Genomic DNA, 19,300 nt, shown 5'->3' with positions numbered 1-19,300 from the left:
GTCTGTGGAGCAGCAGCAGAAAAAAACGTGCGGATGGCGGTTTTCCTTTCCTCGACTTGGATTGCCCAAAAAAACATCATTAATACTAACTTATTGATTTAAAATAACTATATCGGTAAGCGCAGGAACTGAAACGGAAAAGCCACGCTACATTGGGCAAAACAGGCCCTGTCAACCCCACAAGTGGACAAATTGTGGCATTTACGTGTTTCAGATGTCCGGTTTCCTTTTTACACGAAATATCAGACGCCTTTCGCAATTCGTTCCTGTTTTTGTCCCACCCGGCCCGGCAGCCGCGCAAAAAGGGCCTTGCCAGCCTGCGCCGGATCGGCAATGCACCCGATATGCGTATCATCACCTGGAATATCAATTCCCTCCGCCTGCGGATGCCCCTGCTCGCCCGGCTCTGTCAGGACACGGCGCCCGACATGATATGCCTGCAGGAAACCAAGGTGCCCGACGCCCTGTTTCCCATGGAAGACGTGCGCGCGCTGGGGTTTGATCACGTCGTGTTCCGGGGCATGAAGGGCTATAACGGGGTCGCCATCCTGTCCCGCCAGCCGGTCAGCGTGCTGGAAGACACACCCGACTGGTGTGAGCGCGGTGACTGCCGGCATATCGCCGTGCGCCACGGCACCGGGGCGGCCGCGATTGATGTGCATGATTTCTACGTGCCTGCTGGCGGTGATATTCCCGACCCGGTGGAAAACCCCAAATTCGCGCATAAGCTCGCCTTCATCGAGGAGGCACGCCACTGGTTCTCCGCGCAGGACATGCGGCGCACGGTGCTGGTGGGCGACCTGAACATCGCCCCGCTGGAACATGATGTGTGGAGCCACCGGCAGCTCCTGAAAATCGTCAGCCACACCCCGCCGGAGACCGAGGGCCTGCTGAAATGGCAGCACACCGGCTTCGTTGACGCCATGCGCCACTTCGTACCCGCCAGTGAGAAACTCTATACGTGGTGGTCCTATCGCAACCGCGACTGGCGTGCGTCCAACCGTGGGCGGCGTCTGGACCATGTGTGGATCACGCCGGACCTGCAGCCCGCCCTGCGCGGCATGGAAGTGCTCAGGGATGCACGTGACTGGGACAAGCCATCCGACCATGTGCCGGTCATTGTCGATCTGGATGTGTAAAACACAGCCCTGAAAACAGACCGGGCCGCCCAGCAACCGGGCGGCCCGTCAGATAACAGCCTGTCAACCGTCAGGATCAGGCAGGAAGCGCCTTGCCGCCTTCCGGGTCCAGACGGTAGCCGCCCCCTTCCGTCACCAGCAGGGTGGCGTTGGTGGGATCGGGTTCGATCTTCTGGCGCAGGCGGTAGATATGCGTCTCGAGCGTATGGGTGGTGACGGCGGCGTTGTAGCCCCATACCTCGTTCAGCAGCACCTGGCGGGGCACGGGACGGGTGCCGGCGCGGTACAGGAACTTCAGGATGGCGGCTTCCTTCTCCGTCAGGCGGATGCGGCGGTTCTTGGCCGTCTCCTGCAGGAGCTTGGCGGAGGGGCGGAAGATATACGGCCCGATCGCGAAGACCGCGTCCTCGCTGTTTTCAAAAATGCGCATCTGTGCACGCAGGCGGGCCAGAAGTTCCGCAATACGGAACGGCTTGGCGACATAGTCATTCGCCCCGGCGTCCAGCCCCCGCACCACATCCGTTTCCTCATCGGAGCCGGTCAGGATGATGATGGGAATCCGCTTGCCCTTGCGGCGCAGTTCGGCGCAGAAATCGCGCCCGTCGCCGTCGGGCAGGGAAACATCCAGAATGATCGCGTCAAACCGGGCGCCCGGTGCTTGCAGTTTCTCCCAGGCCTCGGCGACGGAGCCGGCCTCGATCGCTTCAAATTCACCATCAACCTGTAGCTGTTCAACGAGCATTTGACGTAAAGTCTGATCGTCGTCCGCTATCAGTATGGGACGTGCTCCTGCCATCGAACCCTCTTTATCACTTTAATCCCGGCCCCTTATCGGACCAGTCTCTGTCTTGCCTGTTCATGTCCGGTTCCACAACCCGTGGCATGGCACCGCACGCAGCCAGATCGGGCCGGAGATAACATTAAATACGGCCCAACCCAGAGGAATTCATGATACGCGCAATTTTGCAAACGAATACAGGGCTGGATGCACGACTGCATTGCATGCGCACAATCGTTCCGGCCATTATCGGCGCGGGCGGCATCAAAAGCCCGAAAATCGAGGGAGATCATGCAACCCCGGCCGGTATTCTGCCCCTGCGGCGGGTGTTCTACCGGGCGGACCGCGTTGCATCACCAGTTTGTCATCTGCCTGTAGAGCCCCTGTGCCCGACCGATGGCTGGTGCGACGATCCGACCCATCGCGACTATAACCAGTACGTTACCCTGCCCCATCCCGCGCGGCATGAGCGGTTATGGCGGGAAGATCACGTTTACGACATTATCGTCGTACTGGGCTATAATGACGCCCCTGTGCGGCCCGGCGCGGGGTCCGCCATATTCATGCACCTGCCACCTGCAGGTGGCAGGCCGACGGAAGGGTGCATCGCCATGGCCGAGCCTGCGCTGCGCGATCTCCTCGCCGCAGGCCTGTCGGAAATCGAGGTCAGGCCGGTATAGGGGCCTCGCCCGCAGGCTGGGCCGCCGTCTGGGCGGGCGGCATGAACATCACGATGATGTCGCCATCGGCAGGCTCGTTCTGCATCACGTCCTCGGCGGAGAAAATCCAGATCGCGGTGCCCTTGCGGATGGTCATGAACAGCATGCCCTCCTTTTCCTCCATCCGGACCTCGCCCTCGGTCTCCTCCACAATGAAGCTGTCAAAGCGCCAGCCCCGGGCATAAAGGGAGTCGATCAGGGAAAAATTCCAGCCCGGCTCCCCCAGCACCTTGCCGCGCGAATCCCGGCTCAGCCCATGGTACAGGTCCAGCCGTGCCACGCCCGGACTGACCTGGAACACGCGCTGCCGCCCCAGATCCGGCGCCATGCGCGCGCAGACCAGCCCGTTATAGATGGCGTCCGGCGTGGCGGCGATCAGGTAGTCGGCGGGACGTTCCTCAAGGCTTTCCTGTCCCTCGACCGACAGCAGCTCCGCATTCAGCACCGGCACGCCAAAGCGCGCGGCCTTGTCCAGCGCCGGGGCGTAGGTATCCACCAGCAGCACGGGTATGCCACGCTCATGCAGCACGCGGGCAAGGTTGGTGGACCATGCATTGGCCCCCATTATGGCCAGCGCCGGTTCATCGGACAGCGTCAGGCGCAGTGCGCGCGCCAGCGGGCGGAGCGAAAACCCGTGCAGGATCATGGTCGATGCGATCAGGGCAAACACGGCGGGCGTGATCAGGTTGGCGCCGGGGTAGCCCGCCTCATGCAACTGCAGGCCGATCACCCCCGACACGGCGGCGGCCACGATGCCGCGCGGCGCGATCCAGCCCACGAACAGCCGCTCCTGCCATGACATCCGGGCGCCGATGGTGGACAGGAAAATGCCCAGCGGCCGCACCACGAACATGACCGTAAACGTAAGCGCCATGATGGACAGCGAAAGCTGTGACAGGACCGTGCGCTGCAGGTCCGCCGTCAGCAGTATGAACAGGCATGACACCACGATCACGCCAAGGGATTCCTTGATGCGCTGCAGCTCCGTCATGCCGGTTACATGCAGGTTGGCCAGCGCCATGCCAAATACCGTGGCCGCCATCAGCCCCGCCCCCTGCATGACCAGATTGCACACCGCCGCAACCCCCATGGCGAAGGCCAGGATCATGGGAATACGCAGGATTTCAGGCAGCATGTCGCGTGATGAAAGGAACTTGATCAGCACGGCGGGAAAGATGCCGCAGCCAATCGCGAACATGGTGGCGAACAGCAGGTGCGGCCCGATTTCCACCGCCGCAAGCGACATGCCAGGACTGTACGATGGCTTGATGAGCAGACATTCCAGCACCAGCGTGGCCAGAATGGCGGCGATGGGATCGTTGACAATGGCTTCCCACCGCAGGAAGGCCGCGACCCGTGGCTGCAGCTTGGTATGGCGCAGCAGCGGCAGCACCACGGTCGGCCCGGTCACGACCACAATCGCCCCGAACAGCCATGCCGTGCCCCAGCTCAGATGCCCGACGTAATGCGCCGCGACCGAACCCAGCACCCAGTTGATGGGCAGGGCCGCCGCTGTCAGCCGCAGCACCCCTTCCCCCGCCTGCCGCCACTGGCGCAGGTCAAGCGCAAGCCCGCCCTCGAACACGATAAAGGCCACGGCCATGGACACGAGCGGATGGAAATAAGGGCCGATCGCCGCCGCCGGGTGGATAAGCCCCACCCCCGGCCCGTAAAACAGCCCGATTGCGAACAGCAGCACGATGGCCGGAAGCTGGAACCGCCACGCCACCCACTGGGCGGCGATTCCACCGCCCAGTACGCACAGAATTCCGATCGCCAGGTTTGTGGCCTGCATGCCCATGTCCCGCGTTGTTGCAAAACGCCCCCGCCGCCCTGCCGGCTTTCAGCCAGGGGCATGCGTCACGATCGGGGCCTTCGTATATTTTATATCAGGATTTGCGCTGCATGATGGCAGCAAAAAAACCATCGGTATGATGTTGCCGAGGCGTCAGGCTGACCTGTCCGTCAGTGCTCAGGCCCGGTGGCAGGTCATCATGCACCGAATCCGGCGCAACCAGCGAGAAATCGGGATTACGCGCAAGGAAGGCGGCAATCTGGTCCGAATTTTCCTCACGCAGGACGGAACAGGTGGCATAGACCATCCGCCCGCCGGGCCGGACCAGCGTTGCGGCGCGGTCCATGATGTCCGCCTGTTTCGCGGTCAGTTCCAGCAGGTCCTGCTCACGCAGGCGCAGGCGGGCATCGGGGTTGCGCCGCCATGTGCCGGTGCCCGTGCAGGGCGCATCGACCAGCACGCGGTCAAAGCTGCCCGCGCGCCGCCGCGCCCAGCGATCACCCGTGACCAGCAGGTGGCGTTCGGCATTATGCACACCGGCGCGGCGCAGGCGGCGCACCGCCCCCTCCAGCCGCGGTTCGGAGACATCGCAGGCCACGATATGGCCGCGATTTTCCATGGTCATGGCCATGCCCAGCGTCTTGCCCGCGGCACCGGCGCAATAGTCCAGCACCCGCATGCCCGGCCGCGCGCCAACGGCGGCCACGACAAGCTGGCTGCCTTCATCCTGTATCTCGACCAGCCCCTCACGGAACGCGGTGCTGGATGTAATGGGCTGGCGGCCCGCAACACGCAGGCCCCATGGGGACAGGGTGGTGTCCGTGGCATGGATGCCCTCAGCCTCCAGCGCCGCGCGCGCCCGGCCACGATCACCCTTGAGCAGGTTGACGCGCAGGTCGAGCGTGGCCTCGCCCTCCATGGCAGCGAGTTCCGCCTCCAGCGCATCGCCAAACGTGCGCTCCAGCCGGGGCAGCAGCCAGTCCGGCACCTCCAGCCTGACGGCGCGCGGCATGTCCGCATGTGTAATCGACTGGCCACGGAGCTGGTTGTACAGCGCCTGTTCAGGCCCCGTCAGGCTCAGGGGCGCGTAACGTTCCCCCGTAAACAGTGTCTGGGGGTTTTCCTTACCATCCGGTTCCAGCGCCATCATGGCCAGCACCAGCATGCGCGGCGTGAACGCCACGCCCGCACGGCCGATCCACCATTCCAGCCGCCGCCAGTGGCGCAGGATGCGCCAGACACGCGCCGAGATGGCCCGGCGGTCGCCGCCGCCGATATAGCGGCGCTCCCTGAAAAAGGCGTTGGCCAGCGCATCGGCCGGACGCTGCGGCGTCGCCTCCATTGCGGCAAGCAGGTCAATGGCGGCGGAAAGCCGTGCGCTGGGTGTCATGGATTATGGAACCGTTGCTGTCATTAAGGCGGCAGGATCAGTCCTGCCGGTAGTTCGGGGCTTCGCGCGTGATGGAGACATCATGCACATGGCTTTCACGCAGGCCCGCGCCGGTAATGCGGCGGAAGCGCGCGCGCTTCTGCAGGTCCGCCACCGTGGCGGAGCCGGTATAGCCCATGCCGGCACGCAGCCCGCCCACAAGCTGGTGGACCACCGCGCCCATGGCGCCCTTGTACGCCACGCGGCCCTCGATCCCTTCGGGCACCATCTTGTGGGTGTCCTTGATTTCCTGCTGGAAATAACGATCGGCCGATCCGCGCGCCATCGCGCCAAGGCTGCCCATGCCGCGATAGGATTTATAGGTGCGGCCCTGATACAGGAACACCTCGCCCGGTGCTTCCTCGGTGCCTGCCAGCAGCGAGCCGATCATCACCACATCCGCCCCCGCGCCAATGGCCTTGACGATATCACCCGATGTCCGGATGCCACCATCGGCAATGGCGGGCACATCAAGCTCATGGCACGCGGCCGAGGTTTCCATCACGGCGGAGAACTGCGGCACGCCCACACCCGCCACCACGCGCGTGGTGCAGATGGAGCCGGGGCCGATCCCGACCTTTACGCAGTCCGCCCCGGCGTTGATCAGCGCGCGGGCGGCTTCGGGGGTTGCGACGTTACCGGCAATGATCTGGATATCGTTCTCGATGGCGCGCAGGCGCTCGATGGTTTTCAGAACGCCCGCCGAATGGCCATGCGCGGTATCGACCACCAGCACGTCCACGCCCGCAGCCATGAGTTCGCTCGCACGGGCCACGCCGTCATCGCCCACGCCGGTCGCGGCCGCGCAGAGCAGGCGGCCGAGGCTGTCCTTGTTGGCCTGCGGGTACTGGACGGCGCGGTCCATGTCCTTGACAGTGATGAGGCCGATGCAGCGGTCCTCGTCATCAATGACGAGCAGCTTCTCGATCCGGTGGCGGTGCAGGAGCTGGCGGGCCTGGTCACGATCGGCGTTGTTGCGCACGGTCACGAGGTTCTCACGCGTCATGAGTTCATAGACGCGCTGCCCCGGGTCGGTGGCGAAGCGGACATCACGGTTGGTCAGGATGCCGACCAGACGGTTGGTCTCGCGCTCCACGACCGGCAGGCCGCTTATGCCATGGCGGGACATGATCGCGTTGACTTCGGCCAGCGTCTGGTCGGGATAGACCGTGACGGGATTGACCACCATGCCGGATTCGAAGCGCTTGACGCGACGGACCTGCTCGGCCTGCTGTTCGATCGTCAGGTTCTTGTGGATCACGCCCAGCCCGCCGTTCTGGGCCATGGCGATGGCCATGCTGTCCTCGGTCACGGTATCCATGGCGGAGGAAACCAGCGGGATGTTGAGGGTGATCTTGCGGGTCAGCCGGGTTTTGGTCGATGTCTGCGAAGGCAGGACATTCGATTCGTCCGGCACGACCAGCACGTCGTCAAAGGCCAGCGCCTCGCGGATTCGGTCCTCGATGCGGGGGGCGGATGTATTTTTCGGTGTGGAAGACATGATGCAGGGGCCTCGTCAACAGATGGCGGCTTCCCCGCGCCTCGGGTCACCGACCGTTGGCGCACCCTCATAGGGTGCGAACGGGCCGCTGGCAAGCATTACGCGCATGCTTTGCATTTTATATGTCGGAATTATCCGCGTCAGGCGACGCGTGTTCAGGCGTACAGGCGCAATCCGTCATACGCGGCCTCGACCCCATCAGGCAGGTTGGCCTGCATCCAGCCCCAGTCCATGTCCGGCCCCATATGGGTCAGCACGGTGCGGCGGGGCTTTATGATGTCGCGCCAGTACAGCACCCGCTCCAGCCACCCGTGGGAGGAATGTTCCACGCGCTGGAAGCAGTCCACCAGCCACGTATCGACCCCGCGCAGCGTATCGAGCGCGCCGTCATCCAGTTCCACCACATCGGTACAGTAGGCCATGGGTCCCACCCGCAGGCCCAGCGTTTCGGTCCAGCCATGCTGCTGGCTGAACAGGTCAACCTCCATCCCCGCCATGACCCGCCGCTCCGGCAGGCTGACGGCATGAGCCTCAAGGATGGGGCGGATGATCCGTGGCGGTGTCCAGGGGCGGAAGGCGTAGTCAAACCGCACCCTGACCTCATCGAGCACCTCCGCCGTGCCATAGACGGGCAGCGGCCCGTTGATGACGCGGTTGACCCCGCGCAGTTCGTCCAGACCGGCGATATGGTCGGCATGGGCGTGGGTGTACAGCACCGCATCCACCCGACTGACCCGCTGCGCCAGAAGCTGGGCGCGCAGGTCCGGCCCGGTATCGACCAGCAGCATCCGGCCCGGCCCGTCATTTATGATGATGGATGAGCGCGTGCGGCGGTTGCGTGGTTCCGCCGGGTCACATTCCCCCCACTCCCCCGCCCCATCAGGGCCACCAAGCATGGGCACGCCCGCCGAGCCGCCACAGCCGAGGATGATCACCTCCATGCCGTCAGGCCGCCCGGCTGAACAGACGGGTGAAATTGCGGGTGGTCATCTCGGCAAAGGCCGCGTCCTCCATCCCGCGCAGTTCGGCCAGCACCCGGGCGGTATAGGCCACGTAGCCGGGTTCGTTGCGCTTGCCGCGCCGGGGCACCGGGGCGAGATAGGGCGAATCGGTCTCGACCAGCAGGCGGTCAGCGGGCACGTCGCGTGCCACGTCACGCACCGACTGCGCGCGGTTGAAGGTCGCGATGCCGGAGAAGCTGATATACCCCCCCAGCTCCAGTGCCCCCCGCGCCAGTTCCGGCCCGGAGGAGAAGCAGTGGATCAGGAACGGAAAGGCCCCGTTGCGCTCCGTCTCGTCACGCAGGATGGCCAGCATGTCATCATCCGCCTCACGCGTATGGATCACCAGCGGCAGGCCGGTCTGGCGTGCGGCGTCGATATGCACGCGAAAGCTTTCCTGCTGCAGCGGGCGGACATCCTCCTGCCCGTGGAAGTAGTCCAGCCCGCTTTCCCCCAGCCCCACCACGCGCGGGTCATCCGCCATGGCGATGAGGGTGGCGGCATCGGGCAGGGTCTCCTCCGCCACATGGTCAGGGTGGGTGCCGATGGAGCACCATACCCGCAGGTCAGGCCGGTCCAGTTCCGCCAGTTTCTTCTGCCGTGCCGCGTGTGACAGGCGGGTGCCGATGGTGACCATGCCATCCACCCCGGCTTCCCGCGCGCGGGTCAGGACCTCTGGCAGTTCCTCATCGGAAAAATGGTCGAGATGACAGTGGGAATCGGTCAGCCCCGTACGGGTCATGTCGCCTCCGGTTCAACAAAACGCGGGAAGATGCCCTGCGGGGCGGGCAACACGCGGCCTTCGGGCAGCGGCGTGTCGAGTGCGGCAAAATCGCGCTCGCCCGCTTCCACGCCAAGCTGGGTCAGCATCCGGTCCATGCTGTCAGGCATGTAGGGCTGGAGCACGGTCGCGATGATGCGCAGCGCATCGGCCAATACGCGCAGCACATCATTCATGCGCGCGCTGTCGGTCTTCTTCAGCTTCCACGGGGCCTGATGGTCGATATAGGCGTTGCAGGCGCGGATCACCTTCCACACTTCTTCCAGCGCGTCGGTCAGGGCCTGACGGTCGATCTGCTCGTGCATGATTTGGGGCAGCAGGGTGGCCGGGGCCAGCAGGGCGGTATCTTCCGCCGTGTGCGTACCCTGCGCGGGCAGGACCCCGCCGCAGTTGCGCGCGATCTGTGAAAGCGTGCGCTGCGCCAGGTTGCCAAGGTCGTTGGCCAGTTCGACATTCATGCGCGAGATGATGGCCCGGCGGCTGAGGTCGCTGTCGCCACCAAAGGGCATTTCACGCATCAGGAAGAACCGGACCGGATCAAGGCCGAAGGTCTCCACCAGGTCACGCGGGTCCACCACGTTGCCCAGTGACTTGCTCATCTTCTGGCCTTCGATGGTCCACCACCCGTGCGAGAACACGCGCCGGGGCAGTTCCAGCCCTGCCCCCATCAGCAGCGCGGGCCAGTAGATGGCGTGGAAGCGTAGGATGTCCTTGCCCACCAGATGCAGGTTGGCGGGCCAGAAATCCCACCGCGCCGCCGTTTCATCGGGGAAACCCACGGCGGAGAGGTAATTGGCCAGCGCATCGACCCACACATACATCACATGCTTCGGATCGCCCGGCACGGGAATGCCCCAGTTGAAGCTGGTGCGGCTGATGGACAGGTCGCGCAGCCCCTGCCGCACGAAGCTTGCCACCTCGTTACGACGGCTTGCGGGTTCGATGAAGCCGGGCTGGTTTTCATACAGTTCCAGCAGCCTGTCACCAAAGGCGGAAAGGCGGAAGAAGTAGGACGGCTCCTTCACCCATTCCACGGCGGCACCCGTGGGTGCGACCTTGGTGCCGTCGGGGCCGGTGACCAGTTCGTCCTCGCCATAGAAACATTCATCGCGCAGCGCGTACCAGCCTTCATACGCGCCGAGGTAGATATGGCCGTTTTCCTCCAGCCGCTTCCACAGCGCGGAGGCACCCTCCGCGTGGCGGGGTTCGGTCGTGCGGATGAAATCATCATACGAGATGGCCATCTTGTCGTACATGTCACGGAAATCGGCCGCGACGCGATCGGCAAAGGCGATGGGTTCCATGCCCGCGGCCTGTGCCGCCTGCTCCACCTTCTGGCCGTGCTCGTCCGTTCCGGTCAGGAAAAAGACATCGAACCCCGCAAGCCGCTTGAAGCGCGCGATCACGTCCGCCGCGACGGAGGTATAGGCGTGGCCGATATGTGGCGCCCCGTTCACGTAATAGATTGGTGTGGTGACGTAGTAGCGCCGTGTCATGTTTCACTCACCCGCGCAAGCGCCGTTAAAACCGCCTGCTGCCTGTCCAGATTGAATTGTTCGGTTTCCGCGCGCAGCCGTACCATGTCCTGCCACAGCAGGGCCAGGCGGGCCGGGCGGAGATCTCTTTCACGCATCACGGCCGCATCCCGGGCCAGATCACGCGTTTTTTCAGATATGGCATTACACAGCAGATCGAAAAAGACGGAAAAACCATTTTCCCGTCTTGTGACCTGCTCGGCTATGTCATAGCCCCCGGCCTCACCCGCGTCACCGTTCATGACCCGCGCCACCAGCCGGGCGACCCCGGCGCCATCACCGTCAAGCAGTTCCCGCGCCTTGCCCGGCGCCCCCCGCGCCATTGCGATGATGCTGTCCATCGTCCCCGCATCAGGGGCCTCAGGCATGTGTGACAGCACGGCGCGCATGGTCGCGTCATCCAGCGCGCCAAGGCCCAGCACCCGACAGCGGCTGCGGATGGTGGGCAGCAGGCGGCCCGGCACGGAGGTCGTCAGGATCAGGATGGCGCGCTCGGGCGGTTCCTCAAGGATCTTGAGGATGGCGTTGGCCGCCGTGCGGTTCATGTATTCCGCGCCATCCACGATCACCACGCGCCAGCCGCCCTCCGCCGCGGTGCGGCGCAGGAAGGCGGAAATGGGGCGTATGTCATCTCCCACGATCTCACGGCGCAGGCGGTGGCGTTTTTCATCCATTCCGCGCGCGATCACCAGCAGGTCGGCATGCGTGCCCGCGCTGACCCGGCGGCCAACGGGGCTGTCATGATCTTCCGCGGCCAGAAGCACGCGCGCCATCATGAAGGCCATGGTGGCCTTGCCAATCCCCTCCGGCCCCGTCAGCAGCCATGCGTGGTGCAGCCTGCCGGTGCGGATGACGGCAAGGAATTCCCGCCACGCCGCATCATGCCCGAAAAGCTGGCGGCAGGTACGCGGATCAGACATCCGCCCCCCTGCCCGCCCCGTCCAGATACGGCGCCAGCACCGCGCGGATGGCCTGCTGCACGCTTTCCATCGGGCCGCTGGCGTCCACGCGGTGGCAGCGCGCGGCGTCACGGCGGGCGATGATGTCGAACCCTTCCGCCACGCGGGTATGGAAGGCGGGGTCCAGCGCCTCGTAACGGTCGGTCCGGGCATTGCCGCGCCCGGCCATGCGCGCCTGGGCGATGGCGGGCGGCACCTGAAGCACAAAGGTCAGGTCGGGTGCCGCCGGGATCAGGCCACGCAGGCGGCCGATCATGTCCAGCAGTGCCGGGTCGCCATGGCTCAGCCCGTAACCCTGATAGGCCTCGGTCGAATCGGCAAAGCGGTCACAGATCACGATCCGGCCCTGCGCGCGGGCAGGCAGGATGCGACGTTCCACATGGTCGGCGCGTGCGGCGAAATGCGCCAGCACCTCCGCCCGGGCTGACAGGTCATGACCACCAAACAGCAGGAAATCCCGCAGCGCCTCGGCCCCCGGCGTGCCGCCCGGCTCCCGCGTCAGGTCCACGTCATGCCCCTGCGCGCGCAGGAATTCGGCCAGCAGGCGGGCCTGTGTGGACTTGCCCGCCCCCTCGCCGCCTTCAAACGTAATGAACAGGCCAGCCATGGCCTAGCCGTGCCCCAGCTTCTGGCCCAGTACCGCCACCGCCCGGCCCATGATCCCCAGCCGTGGCACGTTTGCCCCCGCCACAAGCGGAATACGGATTTCAGCCAATCCCGTATTGGAAATGACCACCTCCCCCAACTGCTGCCCCATGGTAATGGGGGCGGGCACGGGGCTGTCGTACACCATGCTGACATGCACCCGGTTCTGCCAGCCATGCGGCAGCGTAAGGGTCACGTCACGCGTCGCCACCAGCGGCACGCTATGCGCCTGCCCCAGCCAGACGGGCGCGTTGTCCATGACCGCGCCCCGGTGGATGAGGGTCGCGTTCTCGAAATTGACGAACGACCATTCAAACAGCCTCTCGCCCTCATTCGCGCGCACATTGCTGCTGGGCAGGCCGTTAAGCGCCATGACCACGCGGTTGCCGCCGCGCTCGGCGCTGGCGCACAGGCCGAAGCCACCGGCATCCGTGTGGCCGGTCTTGAGGCCGTCGGCAATGCCCTTGACCACCAGCGCGTTGCGGTTCTCCTGCGTGATCTTGTTGAAGGAGAAGCTTTTTTCGGAAAAGAAGTGATAATATTCCGGGAAATCATGGATCAGGTGCATGGCGATGGTCGCCACGTCACGCGCGGACATGTAGTGCCCGTCCATCGGCCAGCCGGTCACGTTCATGAAATGGCTGTTGGTCATGCCCATCTGGGCGGCCTGCGTGTTCATGAGGCTGACAAACTGGTCCTCGGACCCCGCAACCCCTTCCGCCAGCACGATGCACGCGTCATTGCCCGACTGGATCACCATGCCCTGGATCAGTTCGGCCACGCTTACGGAACCATGCAGCGGCACGAACATTTTCGACCCCTGCATCCGCCATGCCTTTTCACTGACGGGCAGCGTCTGCTCCAGCGTCAGCCTGCCCGCGCGCAGCATGCCGAACACGACATAGGCCGTCATCATCTTGGTCAGGGAGGACGGCGGCATGCGCTCATCCGCCGCCTTTTCCAGTATCACCGCGCCCGTGGTGTAATCGACGATACAGGCCCAGCGCGCGACCGTGTCGATCGGGCCGATCAGGCTGTTGGCCGGTGTGGAGGCGACAGCCGGCGGCGCGCTGGCATCAGCCGTGGGGGCCGCGGCATGGCGGCGGCGGGAGGCGGGCGCCGCCAGCGCCGTGGCGGATACAAGAAAGCTGGTGGCCCCAGCCAGAAGGAAACGTCGGGTGTGCATTGTATCCTTGGTCCGGTAGAGACCGGCCGGGCATATGCCACGGGCCGGGTGACGAGATGGCGGAATGACGGGAGCCGTCAGGTAATTTCGTTTCCCAGCAGGCCAACGGCCAGCGCATAGAAATCAGATGGATTATAGCGACGGATCGCGGCGAAATTGCGATAGACCATGAAGGCCTCGCCCCCCGGCCCGTCCGGGCGCAGCACCGCGCCGGTCATGTCGGGCCGGGCAAAGGGTATGCCACCCACCTGCCGCACGCCCAGCTTCATCCACGCCCCCAGCGTGCGGGTGCGGGCATGCCCAAGCTCGGACTGCGGCAGGCTGTCCGGCACGCTGGCCTCCTGCCCCCAGCTTTCACCCGCCACCCAGCCCGAACCGGCCAGGTAGGCGGCGATGGAGCCGAATATGTCGGGCATGGAGTGCCAGATGTCGCGCCGTCCGTCGCCATCAATATCCACCGCGTATTTCAGGTAGGCGCTGGGCATGAACTGCGGCTGGCCCATGGCGCCCGCGTAGCTGCCGGTCATGCTTTCGGGCGTGATGTCGCCTGCGTTGAGGATGGCCAGCGCCTTGAGCAGTTCGCCATGGAAGAATTTCGCACGCCGCCCCTCAAAGGCGAGGGTGCATAGCGCATCGACCACGCCGAAACTGCCGGTCAGCGTGCCGTAGGCCGATTCCAGCCCCCATATGCCCATAACCGCGCCGGGCGAGACATCGTAGCGGGTCAGGACCTGCTGCTCCAGCACGGCACGCTCACGCGCGAAGGCGGCGCGCCCGTCATCCACCTTGTGCTGCGTCAGCACGCGCGCACGGTACTGCGCCCATGTCAGGTGAAATTCCGGCTGGTTCCGGTCACGCTCGATCACCTTCATGTTCGGCGCGGACAGGTCCAGCGCGCGCATGACACCGGGCGCCGTCAGGCCCTGCCGAATCGCTTCCTGGCGGATACCGGCGACAAAACCGGCGTAATCCCCCATCATCGGATCGGCCGTCTGGGCGCGGACCGCGCGCATGGGCAGCAGCCACGATGCGCCAGCCCCCGCAAAGGCGGTGGCGGTGCGACGGAGGAGACGGCGACGTTCGAGCATACCCGATGCTGTGCCACGCCCTCCCGGCCGTTTCAATCACTGATCAGCATATCGGGACAGACGTGATACAATACGCGACATAATTTCCCGTTTGTGGCCATGGGCGAAGCATGCCACAAGGACGCCACCAGCAGTTCCCGCGCTGGCCCCGGTGGCCTGCGCTCCCCTGCCCGCCTGCCGGGCCGACCGAAGGGCTTGTACATATCGTGGTTGCGGTTTTTCCTTCCCATCCCCGCCGGATGCGCTGAAACAGTCCGTATGCCCACATCCCTGATGTCCGTGCTGGCCGCCGCCGGCGCTTCCCCCTTCGTACAGGCCATGGCGATCATTATCGGCACCTTCATACTTGAAGACGCCGCAACCATCATGACCGCCATGCAGGTCCGCACCGGCCATGTGGACATCATGGTCGCGCTGGTCGCGCTCTATATCGGCATCATCGTGGGGGACATGGGGCTTTATGGCATGGGGCGGCTGGGCGCGCTGTGGCCGCCCGCACGGCGCTGGATCACCCTGCCCGGCGGCGCGCGGGAAGGTAAGTGGTTTGACCGCAACGTATTCCGCATCGTGTTCATAAGCCGGTTCATACCGGGGGCGCGCTTGCCGCTTTATACCGCATGTGGTTTCTTTCATGCCCGCTTCGGGCTGTTCTGCGTCGCTGCGGTGCTGGCCACGCTGATATGGACATCCCTGCTGTTCGCGGCATCCCTGCAGGTGGGGCAGTTCCTGATCGACCATCTGGGAACATGGAAATGGGCAGGCATGGCCGGTTTCGTCCTGACCATTTTCCTGATCAGCCGCATGGTCGCACGTTTGCATGATAATGAGACCCGATGACCGACATGATCACCGCCGCCGAACCCCGGACAGCCTCACGCACCGACGCCCCGACGGTCTCGGCTTTCGAGTTCTGGCCGGGCTGGATCTTCTACACGCCCATCGTGCTGTACTGGATCATCCTGGGGCTGCGGTACCGTGATTTCAGCCTGCCCACCGCCGCCAACCCCCGCATCGAGACCGGCGGCCTGTGTGGCGAGAGCAAAAGCTCGATCCTGGACATGGCGGGTGACGTGGCGCGGGAATGGATCGCGCCCTATGCCGTCATCACCACCGGCAGCGACGACCTGCCCCGCGCGCTGGACGCGATGAAGGCGGCGGGCCTGTCATTTCCCATCGTGCTCAAGCCCGACATCGGCTGCAACGGCACGGGCGTGCGCATCATGCGCGATGCCGAAAGCCTGCGCGCGGGGCTTGCCGCCTTCGGGCGCGGCGTGGCGGTGATGCTCCAGCACCTGATCCCCTACGGGCATGAGGTGGGGCTGTTCTACATCCGCCACCCCGATGAGGCACAGGGGCGCATTACCTCGCTCACCTACAAGGAAGTACCCTGCCTGACCGGTGACGGCCATTCCACGGTGGAAGAACTGCTCCATGCAGACAGCCGCACCCGTCTCGTGCCCCATATCTACCTGCCGCGCCTGAAGGACCGCCTGCATGACGTGCTGGAGGCGGGCCAGTCGCTGCCGCTGGTCTTTGCGGGCAACCACTGCAAGGGCTCGATCTTTCATGACCGCGCGGTGGACATCACCCCGGCCCTTGTGGCGCGCGTGAACGAGATCATGCGCGACATCCCCGATTTCCACTTCGGGCGGATCGACGCCAAGGCCCGCAGCCTCGCCACCCTGCGCGAAGGCAGGGATTTCCAGATCATCGAGATCAACGGCGTCGGCTCCGAAGCCACCCATATATGGGATGCGCGCACCACCCTGCGCACGGCCTACGCCACGCAGTTCATGCACTACCGCGAGACATTCCGCATCGGCGCGAAAAAACGGCGCGAAGGCTGGAAGAGCAGCGGGGCCATGACCATGCTGAAAAGCTGGCTGCGCCAGCGCAGGCTCATGGCCAGCTACCCGCTGAATGACTGAGGCAGGGGCCGCCCCCTGCGCCACCGCCCATCAGTTCGTGGGCAGGCCGCCATTGCCGAAGATGTAGTTGCTGATCTGCTGCTCGAGACTGAGCGGCTCGCGCGTGTTGGTGACAACCGCGCCGGGGCCGAGCTTCGTGCCCGCCCTGCCCGGCTCCACCAGCAGCGCGGTATCGGCCGTAAGTGTCGGGCTACCGATTGAAATACTTGTATCTTCAGGCAACGACAATGTACGGTCGAGCGTAAAGCCCACATTGGCCATATAGGTTGCGGGATCGAGCGTAATGGAGGTAACCCGGCCCACAGGCACGCCATCCATATCGACATCCGCGCCGACATGCAGCCCGTTGGCCGAAACGAAGCGCGCCATGACGGGGTAGCGGTCATGAACGCCGCCGCGTTGCGAGGCATGCGCGTAGATACAGAACCCACCCGCCACCAGAAGGACAAGTCCACTGGATATGATCGCGCCGCTTCTTTCCCTTGCCATGCTGGCTCCCTGCCCGATACGGCTCCATACCACCACACCGGTCTCCGCCACGGGGCGGAACGGGGTGGATCAGGCGTTATGCCGTTCCTTATACTTCCATCCTACTGCGTCATGGACAGGCGGACAATGACACTCCTTCAGGCCATCATCATAGCGATCATTCAGGGCGCCACCGAACAGTTCCCCATAAGCAGCCTTGGCCATGCGGCCATCGTGCCCGCCATCCTGCGCTGGCCCGTGGACCTGCATGGGGAAATGTTCCTGCCCCTGCTGGTCATGCTGCACCTGGGCACATGCGTGGCCCTGCTGGTTTTTTTCTGGCGTGACTGGGTGGCGCTGTTTACCGGCGCCACGGGGCGCTACGGCGTGACCTACCAGATGGACAGCATCCGCATCCTGGCGCTGCTGATCGTAGCCACCATCCCGGCGGTCCTGATCGGGGGGCTGTTCGAGCATGCCATCCGCAGCCTGTTCGGCACGGCCCGCTATGCGGCGATCTTCCTCGCACTCAATGGCGTCATGCTGCTGGTGGTGGACCGGATGCGCGACAGGCTGCTGCACGAAAGTGACCGCCCCCTCGCCTCGCTGGGGTTCGGGGAAGCGCTGGTGATCGGGCTGTTCCAGTGCCTTGCGTTCTTTCCTGGCCTGTCACGCTCCGGCGCATGTATTGCCGGGGGGCTGCTGCGCGGCCTGTCACATGAGAATTCGGCGCGGTTCGCCTTCCTCATGGCGCAGCCGGTCATTCTGGCCGCGACCGTGCTGGAGGCGCTGAAGCTGCGGCATGCGCCGCCCCTGCCGGGGCAGATGCGCGTGGCGGTCATTGCCGCGATCGTGGCGGCGATTGTTGCCCTGGTGTGCACGGGTATCCTCATGCGCTACTTCCGCGATCATGAGGACTGGGCCCTGCGGCCATTTGGCTGGTACTGCATCGGCGCGGGCTGCGCGGCTTTCCTGTACCTGTCCTGACACGAACGGGTCAGCCGTGACCCTGCCCGCCATCGGTGGGGGCCATGCCGCCCCCGCTCATGCCGCTTCGCGGCCCGGTATAGGCGCCCGGCGGCGGCCGTGAGACCGGTGGTGACAGCACGCCCGGCCCCTCCATCACATCCAGCCCGGACATTGAGCCGACATGCGTAAGCCGGTCGCGCGGCAGGGCTTCGGGACATTCATCGCGCAGGAAGGCGATGATCTGCTCACGTATCTCACAACGCAGGTCCCAGCTCTGCATGGCCGAGCGCGCGCTGGCAATGACACGTATGGTCATGACATGGGCGTTGCAGTCCGCCACCTGCACGGCGAACTCCTTGCCATCCCATAGCGGCGCGGAATGCACGATCTCGCGCAGGCGCTCACGGATGCGGTCCATGGGAGCCTGAAAATCCACATGGATGAAGACCACGCCAATCAGGGCGGCGGAATTATGCGTCCAGTTCTGGAACGGGTTTTCCAGAAAATAGGAAATCGGCACGATATGCCGCCGCCAGTCCCACACCCGCAGCACGACATATGTGGACGTGATTTCCTCCACCCACGCCCAGTCACCATTAATGATGATCAGGTCTTCCATGCGGATCGGCTGTGTCATCGCGATCTGGACGCCGGCAAACAGGTTGGTCAGCAGCGGGCGTGCCGCCAGACCGACAACCAGTGACGCCGCACCGGCGGACGCGAACAGGCTGAGGCCGTACTGCCGCACCGGCTCGAATGTCATGAGCGAGGCCCCGACCGTCACCAGCCCGATCAGCAGGTCCGTCGTGCGGCGCAGCACGCGCACCTGCGTCATGTGCGTGCGCAGCAGGATGTCGTCCTTGTCATCCTTTCCATTGATCCGGTTGAAATAGGCATCGGACAGGATGCGCGTGGCAACCAGCGCCGCATACCCCAGCATCAGGACGAACAGCACCACCAGCGCATGGGCCGTATCCTGCATGATATCGGCCGGCAGGCCCGATACCGGCAGGGCCGTGCCCACGAACAGGAGAACAAGCATGATCCGCGCGGGGCGCTGCATGGCCAGCGTGAACGACCGCACGAAAGCGCCGCGCCTGCTGCCGGGAATGCGAAGGATCAGTTTGGTGATGAAGCGGCTGAACATTTCCGCCACCAGTCCCGCCGCGCACAGCATGAGGACGGAGGACATGAGGCCGGGCAGCCAGTCGAGCAGATGCCGCAGATGGGTCAATAAGGTAAGGAATTCAGTTTTCACAAAGGATGCGTAGCCTTTTCCTGTTGTTTTCGAATGTGGGGTGAGGCTCCTGTAGTACCCCCTATCGGGCGGAAATGACAAATCCGCTCCCAACCGGACCTTTTCCACCCTGAAGCCAAAA

The 19,300-nt window shown here is 64.6% G+C and carries 18 protein-coding genes; 5 read left to right on the top strand and 13 right to left on the bottom strand.

Translation table 11 applies throughout. The features are described 5' to 3' along the window. Positions 1–344: 344 nt before the first annotated feature. Entirely contained in the window at positions 345–1,139 is a 795-nt protein-coding gene (locus DY926_RS06190; RefSeq protein WP_186336096.1) for an exodeoxyribonuclease III, read from the top strand. Positions 1,140–1,215: 76 nt separating this feature from the next. Here DY926_RS06190 and DY926_RS06185 read toward each other — a convergent pair whose 3' ends face one another. Continuing rightward, positions 1,216–1,935: a response regulator transcription factor gene (locus DY926_RS06185; protein ID WP_116702573.1), complete on the bottom strand. Its 720-nt coding sequence runs from the start codon at positions 1,933–1,935 to the stop codon at positions 1,216–1,218. A 206-nt stretch (positions 1,936–2,141) separates the two neighbouring features. On the opposite strand from DY926_RS06185, the gene DY926_RS06180 reads away from it, so the two are divergent. After that, positions 2,142–2,597 carry a L,D-transpeptidase family protein gene (locus DY926_RS06180; protein ID WP_116702572.1) on the top strand — a complete coding sequence of 152 codons (456 nt, stop codon included), beginning with the start codon at positions 2,142–2,144 and terminating at the stop codon, positions 2,595–2,597. Here DY926_RS06180 and DY926_RS06175 read toward each other — a convergent pair. The 10 genes from DY926_RS06175 to DY926_RS06130 form a co-directional block, all read right to left on the bottom strand. Next, a complete protein-coding gene (locus tag DY926_RS06175; RefSeq protein WP_116702604.1) occupies positions 2,584–4,431 on the bottom strand; it encodes a cation:proton antiporter in 1,848 nt (615 codons plus the stop codon). The two genes, DY926_RS06180 and DY926_RS06175, sit on opposite strands and share 14 nt — an antisense overlap. 94 nt (positions 4,432–4,525) lie before the next feature. After that, positions 4,526–5,821 carry an RsmB/NOP family class I SAM-dependent RNA methyltransferase gene (locus DY926_RS06170; protein WP_116702571.1) on the bottom strand — a complete coding sequence of 432 codons (1,296 nt, stop codon included), beginning with the start codon at positions 5,819–5,821 and terminating at the stop codon, positions 4,526–4,528. 37 nt (positions 5,822–5,858) lie between these two features. Then, the gene (gene guaB / locus DY926_RS06165; RefSeq protein ID WP_116702570.1) at positions 5,859–7,361 is read right to left on the bottom strand and encodes an IMP dehydrogenase; all 1,503 of its coding nucleotides are present in this window, start codon (positions 7,359–7,361) and stop codon (positions 5,859–5,861) included. Positions 7,362–7,516: 155 nt separating this feature from the next. Continuing rightward, positions 7,517–8,302 carry an MBL fold metallo-hydrolase gene (locus DY926_RS06160; protein WP_116702569.1) on the bottom strand — a complete coding sequence of 262 codons (786 nt, stop codon included), beginning with the start codon at positions 8,300–8,302 and terminating at the stop codon, positions 7,517–7,519. A 4-nt stretch (positions 8,303–8,306) separates the two neighbouring features. Next, the gene (locus DY926_RS06155; protein ID WP_116702568.1) at positions 8,307–9,104 is read right to left on the bottom strand and encodes a TatD family hydrolase; all 798 of its coding nucleotides are present in this window, start codon (positions 9,102–9,104) and stop codon (positions 8,307–8,309) included. Then, positions 9,101–10,639, bottom strand: a complete 1,539-nt coding sequence (metG, locus tag DY926_RS06150) for a methionine--tRNA ligase (RefSeq protein WP_116702567.1) — start codon at positions 10,637–10,639, stop codon at positions 9,101–9,103. The genes DY926_RS06155 and metG overlap by 4 nt, the downstream gene beginning before the upstream one ends. Continuing rightward, a complete protein-coding gene (locus DY926_RS06145; protein ID WP_116702566.1) occupies positions 10,636–11,598 on the bottom strand; it encodes a DNA polymerase III subunit delta' in 963 nt (320 codons plus the stop codon). Before DY926_RS06145 ends, metG begins: the two co-directional genes overlap by 4 nt. Next, on the bottom strand, positions 11,591–12,244 hold the full coding sequence (tmk, locus tag DY926_RS06140) for a dTMP kinase (protein WP_116702565.1): 654 nt from the start codon (positions 12,242–12,244) through the stop codon (positions 11,591–11,593). Before tmk ends, DY926_RS06145 begins: the two co-directional genes overlap by 8 nt. A 3-nt stretch (positions 12,245–12,247) precedes the next feature. After that, positions 12,248–13,468, bottom strand: coding sequence for a D-alanyl-D-alanine carboxypeptidase family protein (locus DY926_RS06135; protein ID WP_116702564.1), 1,221 nt, complete (start codon positions 13,466–13,468; stop codon positions 12,248–12,250). A gap of 77 nt (positions 13,469–13,545) precedes the next feature. Then, positions 13,546–14,556, bottom strand: coding sequence for a lytic murein transglycosylase (locus DY926_RS06130; protein WP_186336095.1), 1,011 nt, complete (start codon positions 14,554–14,556; stop codon positions 13,546–13,548). Positions 14,557–14,814: 258 nt separating this feature from the next. Between DY926_RS06130 and DY926_RS06125 the strand changes: the two genes are divergently transcribed. Beyond that, positions 14,815–15,393: a DedA family protein gene (locus tag DY926_RS06125; protein ID WP_116702563.1), complete on the top strand. Its 579-nt coding sequence runs from the start codon at positions 14,815–14,817 to the stop codon at positions 15,391–15,393. Next, positions 15,390–16,484 carry a D-alanine--D-alanine ligase gene (locus tag DY926_RS06120; protein ID WP_116702562.1) on the top strand — a complete coding sequence of 365 codons (1,095 nt, stop codon included), beginning with the start codon at positions 15,390–15,392 and terminating at the stop codon, positions 16,482–16,484. The genes DY926_RS06125 and DY926_RS06120 overlap by 4 nt, the downstream gene beginning before the upstream one ends. Before the next feature lie 30 nt (positions 16,485–16,514). Here DY926_RS06120 and DY926_RS06115 read toward each other — a convergent pair whose 3' ends face one another. Beyond that, positions 16,515–16,973 (bottom strand): MlaD family protein, encoded by a 459-nt coding sequence (locus DY926_RS06115; RefSeq protein WP_116702602.1) that lies wholly within the window; start codon positions 16,971–16,973, stop codon positions 16,515–16,517. A 126-nt stretch (positions 16,974–17,099) separates the two neighbouring features. Between DY926_RS06115 and DY926_RS06110 the strand changes: the two genes are divergently transcribed. Then, entirely contained in the window at positions 17,100–17,939 is an 840-nt protein-coding gene (locus tag DY926_RS06110; protein ID WP_116702561.1) for an undecaprenyl-diphosphate phosphatase, read from the top strand. Between the two features lie 10 nt (positions 17,940–17,949). On the opposite strand, the gene DY926_RS06105 is transcribed toward DY926_RS06110, so the two are convergent. Then, positions 17,950–19,179 (bottom strand): mechanosensitive ion channel family protein, encoded by a 1,230-nt coding sequence (locus DY926_RS06105; protein WP_116702560.1) that lies wholly within the window; start codon positions 19,177–19,179, stop codon positions 17,950–17,952. Positions 19,180–19,300 lie beyond the last annotated feature (121 nt).

It is taken from the genome of Komagataeibacter melaceti, assembly GCF_003403295.1.
Classification (GTDB): domain Bacteria; phylum Pseudomonadota; class Alphaproteobacteria; order Acetobacterales; family Acetobacteraceae; genus Komagataeibacter; species Komagataeibacter melaceti.
This window is presented reverse-complemented; position numbering and strand designations above follow the sequence as displayed.

Coding starts and splice junctions, on each gene's coding strand:
- DY926_RS06190 (WP_186336096.1), top strand. CDS start 345: ATGCGTATCATCACCTGGAATATCAATTCCCTCCGCCTGCGGATGCCC.
- DY926_RS06185 (WP_116702573.1), bottom strand. CDS start 1,935: ATGGCAGGAGCACGTCCCATACTGATAGCGGACGACGATCAGACTTTA.
- DY926_RS06180 (WP_116702572.1), top strand. CDS start 2,142: ATGCGCACAATCGTTCCGGCCATTATCGGCGCGGGCGGCATCAAAAGC.
- DY926_RS06175 (WP_116702604.1), bottom strand. CDS start 4,431: ATGCAGGCCACAAACCTGGCGATCGGAATTCTGTGCGTACTGGGCGGT.
- DY926_RS06170 (WP_116702571.1), bottom strand. CDS start 5,821: ATGACACCCAGCGCACGGCTTTCCGCCGCCATTGACCTGCTTGCCGCA.
- guaB (WP_116702570.1), bottom strand. CDS start 7,361: ATGTCTTCCACACCGAAAAATACATCCGCCCCCCGCATCGAGGACCGA.
- DY926_RS06160 (WP_116702569.1), bottom strand. CDS start 8,302: ATGGAGGTGATCATCCTCGGCTGTGGCGGCTCGGCGGGCGTGCCCATG.
- DY926_RS06155 (WP_116702568.1), bottom strand. CDS start 9,104: ATGACCCGTACGGGGCTGACCGATTCCCACTGTCATCTCGACCATTTT.
- metG (WP_116702567.1), bottom strand. CDS start 10,639: ATGACACGGCGCTACTACGTCACCACACCAATCTATTACGTGAACGGG.
- DY926_RS06145 (WP_116702566.1), bottom strand. CDS start 11,598: ATGTCTGATCCGCGTACCTGCCGCCAGCTTTTCGGGCATGATGCGGCG.
- tmk (WP_116702565.1), bottom strand. CDS start 12,244: ATGGCTGGCCTGTTCATTACGTTTGAAGGCGGCGAGGGGGCGGGCAAG.
- DY926_RS06135 (WP_116702564.1), bottom strand. CDS start 13,468: ATGCACACCCGACGTTTCCTTCTGGCTGGGGCCACCAGCTTTCTTGTA.
- DY926_RS06130 (WP_186336095.1), bottom strand. CDS start 14,556: ATGCTCGAACGTCGCCGTCTCCTCCGTCGCACCGCCACCGCCTTTGCG.
- DY926_RS06125 (WP_116702563.1), top strand. CDS start 14,815: ATGCCCACATCCCTGATGTCCGTGCTGGCCGCCGCCGGCGCTTCCCCC.
- DY926_RS06120 (WP_116702562.1), top strand. CDS start 15,390: ATGACCGACATGATCACCGCCGCCGAACCCCGGACAGCCTCACGCACC.
- DY926_RS06115 (WP_116702602.1), bottom strand. CDS start 16,973: ATGGCAAGGGAAAGAAGCGGCGCGATCATATCCAGTGGACTTGTCCTT.
- DY926_RS06110 (WP_116702561.1), top strand. CDS start 17,100: ATGACACTCCTTCAGGCCATCATCATAGCGATCATTCAGGGCGCCACC.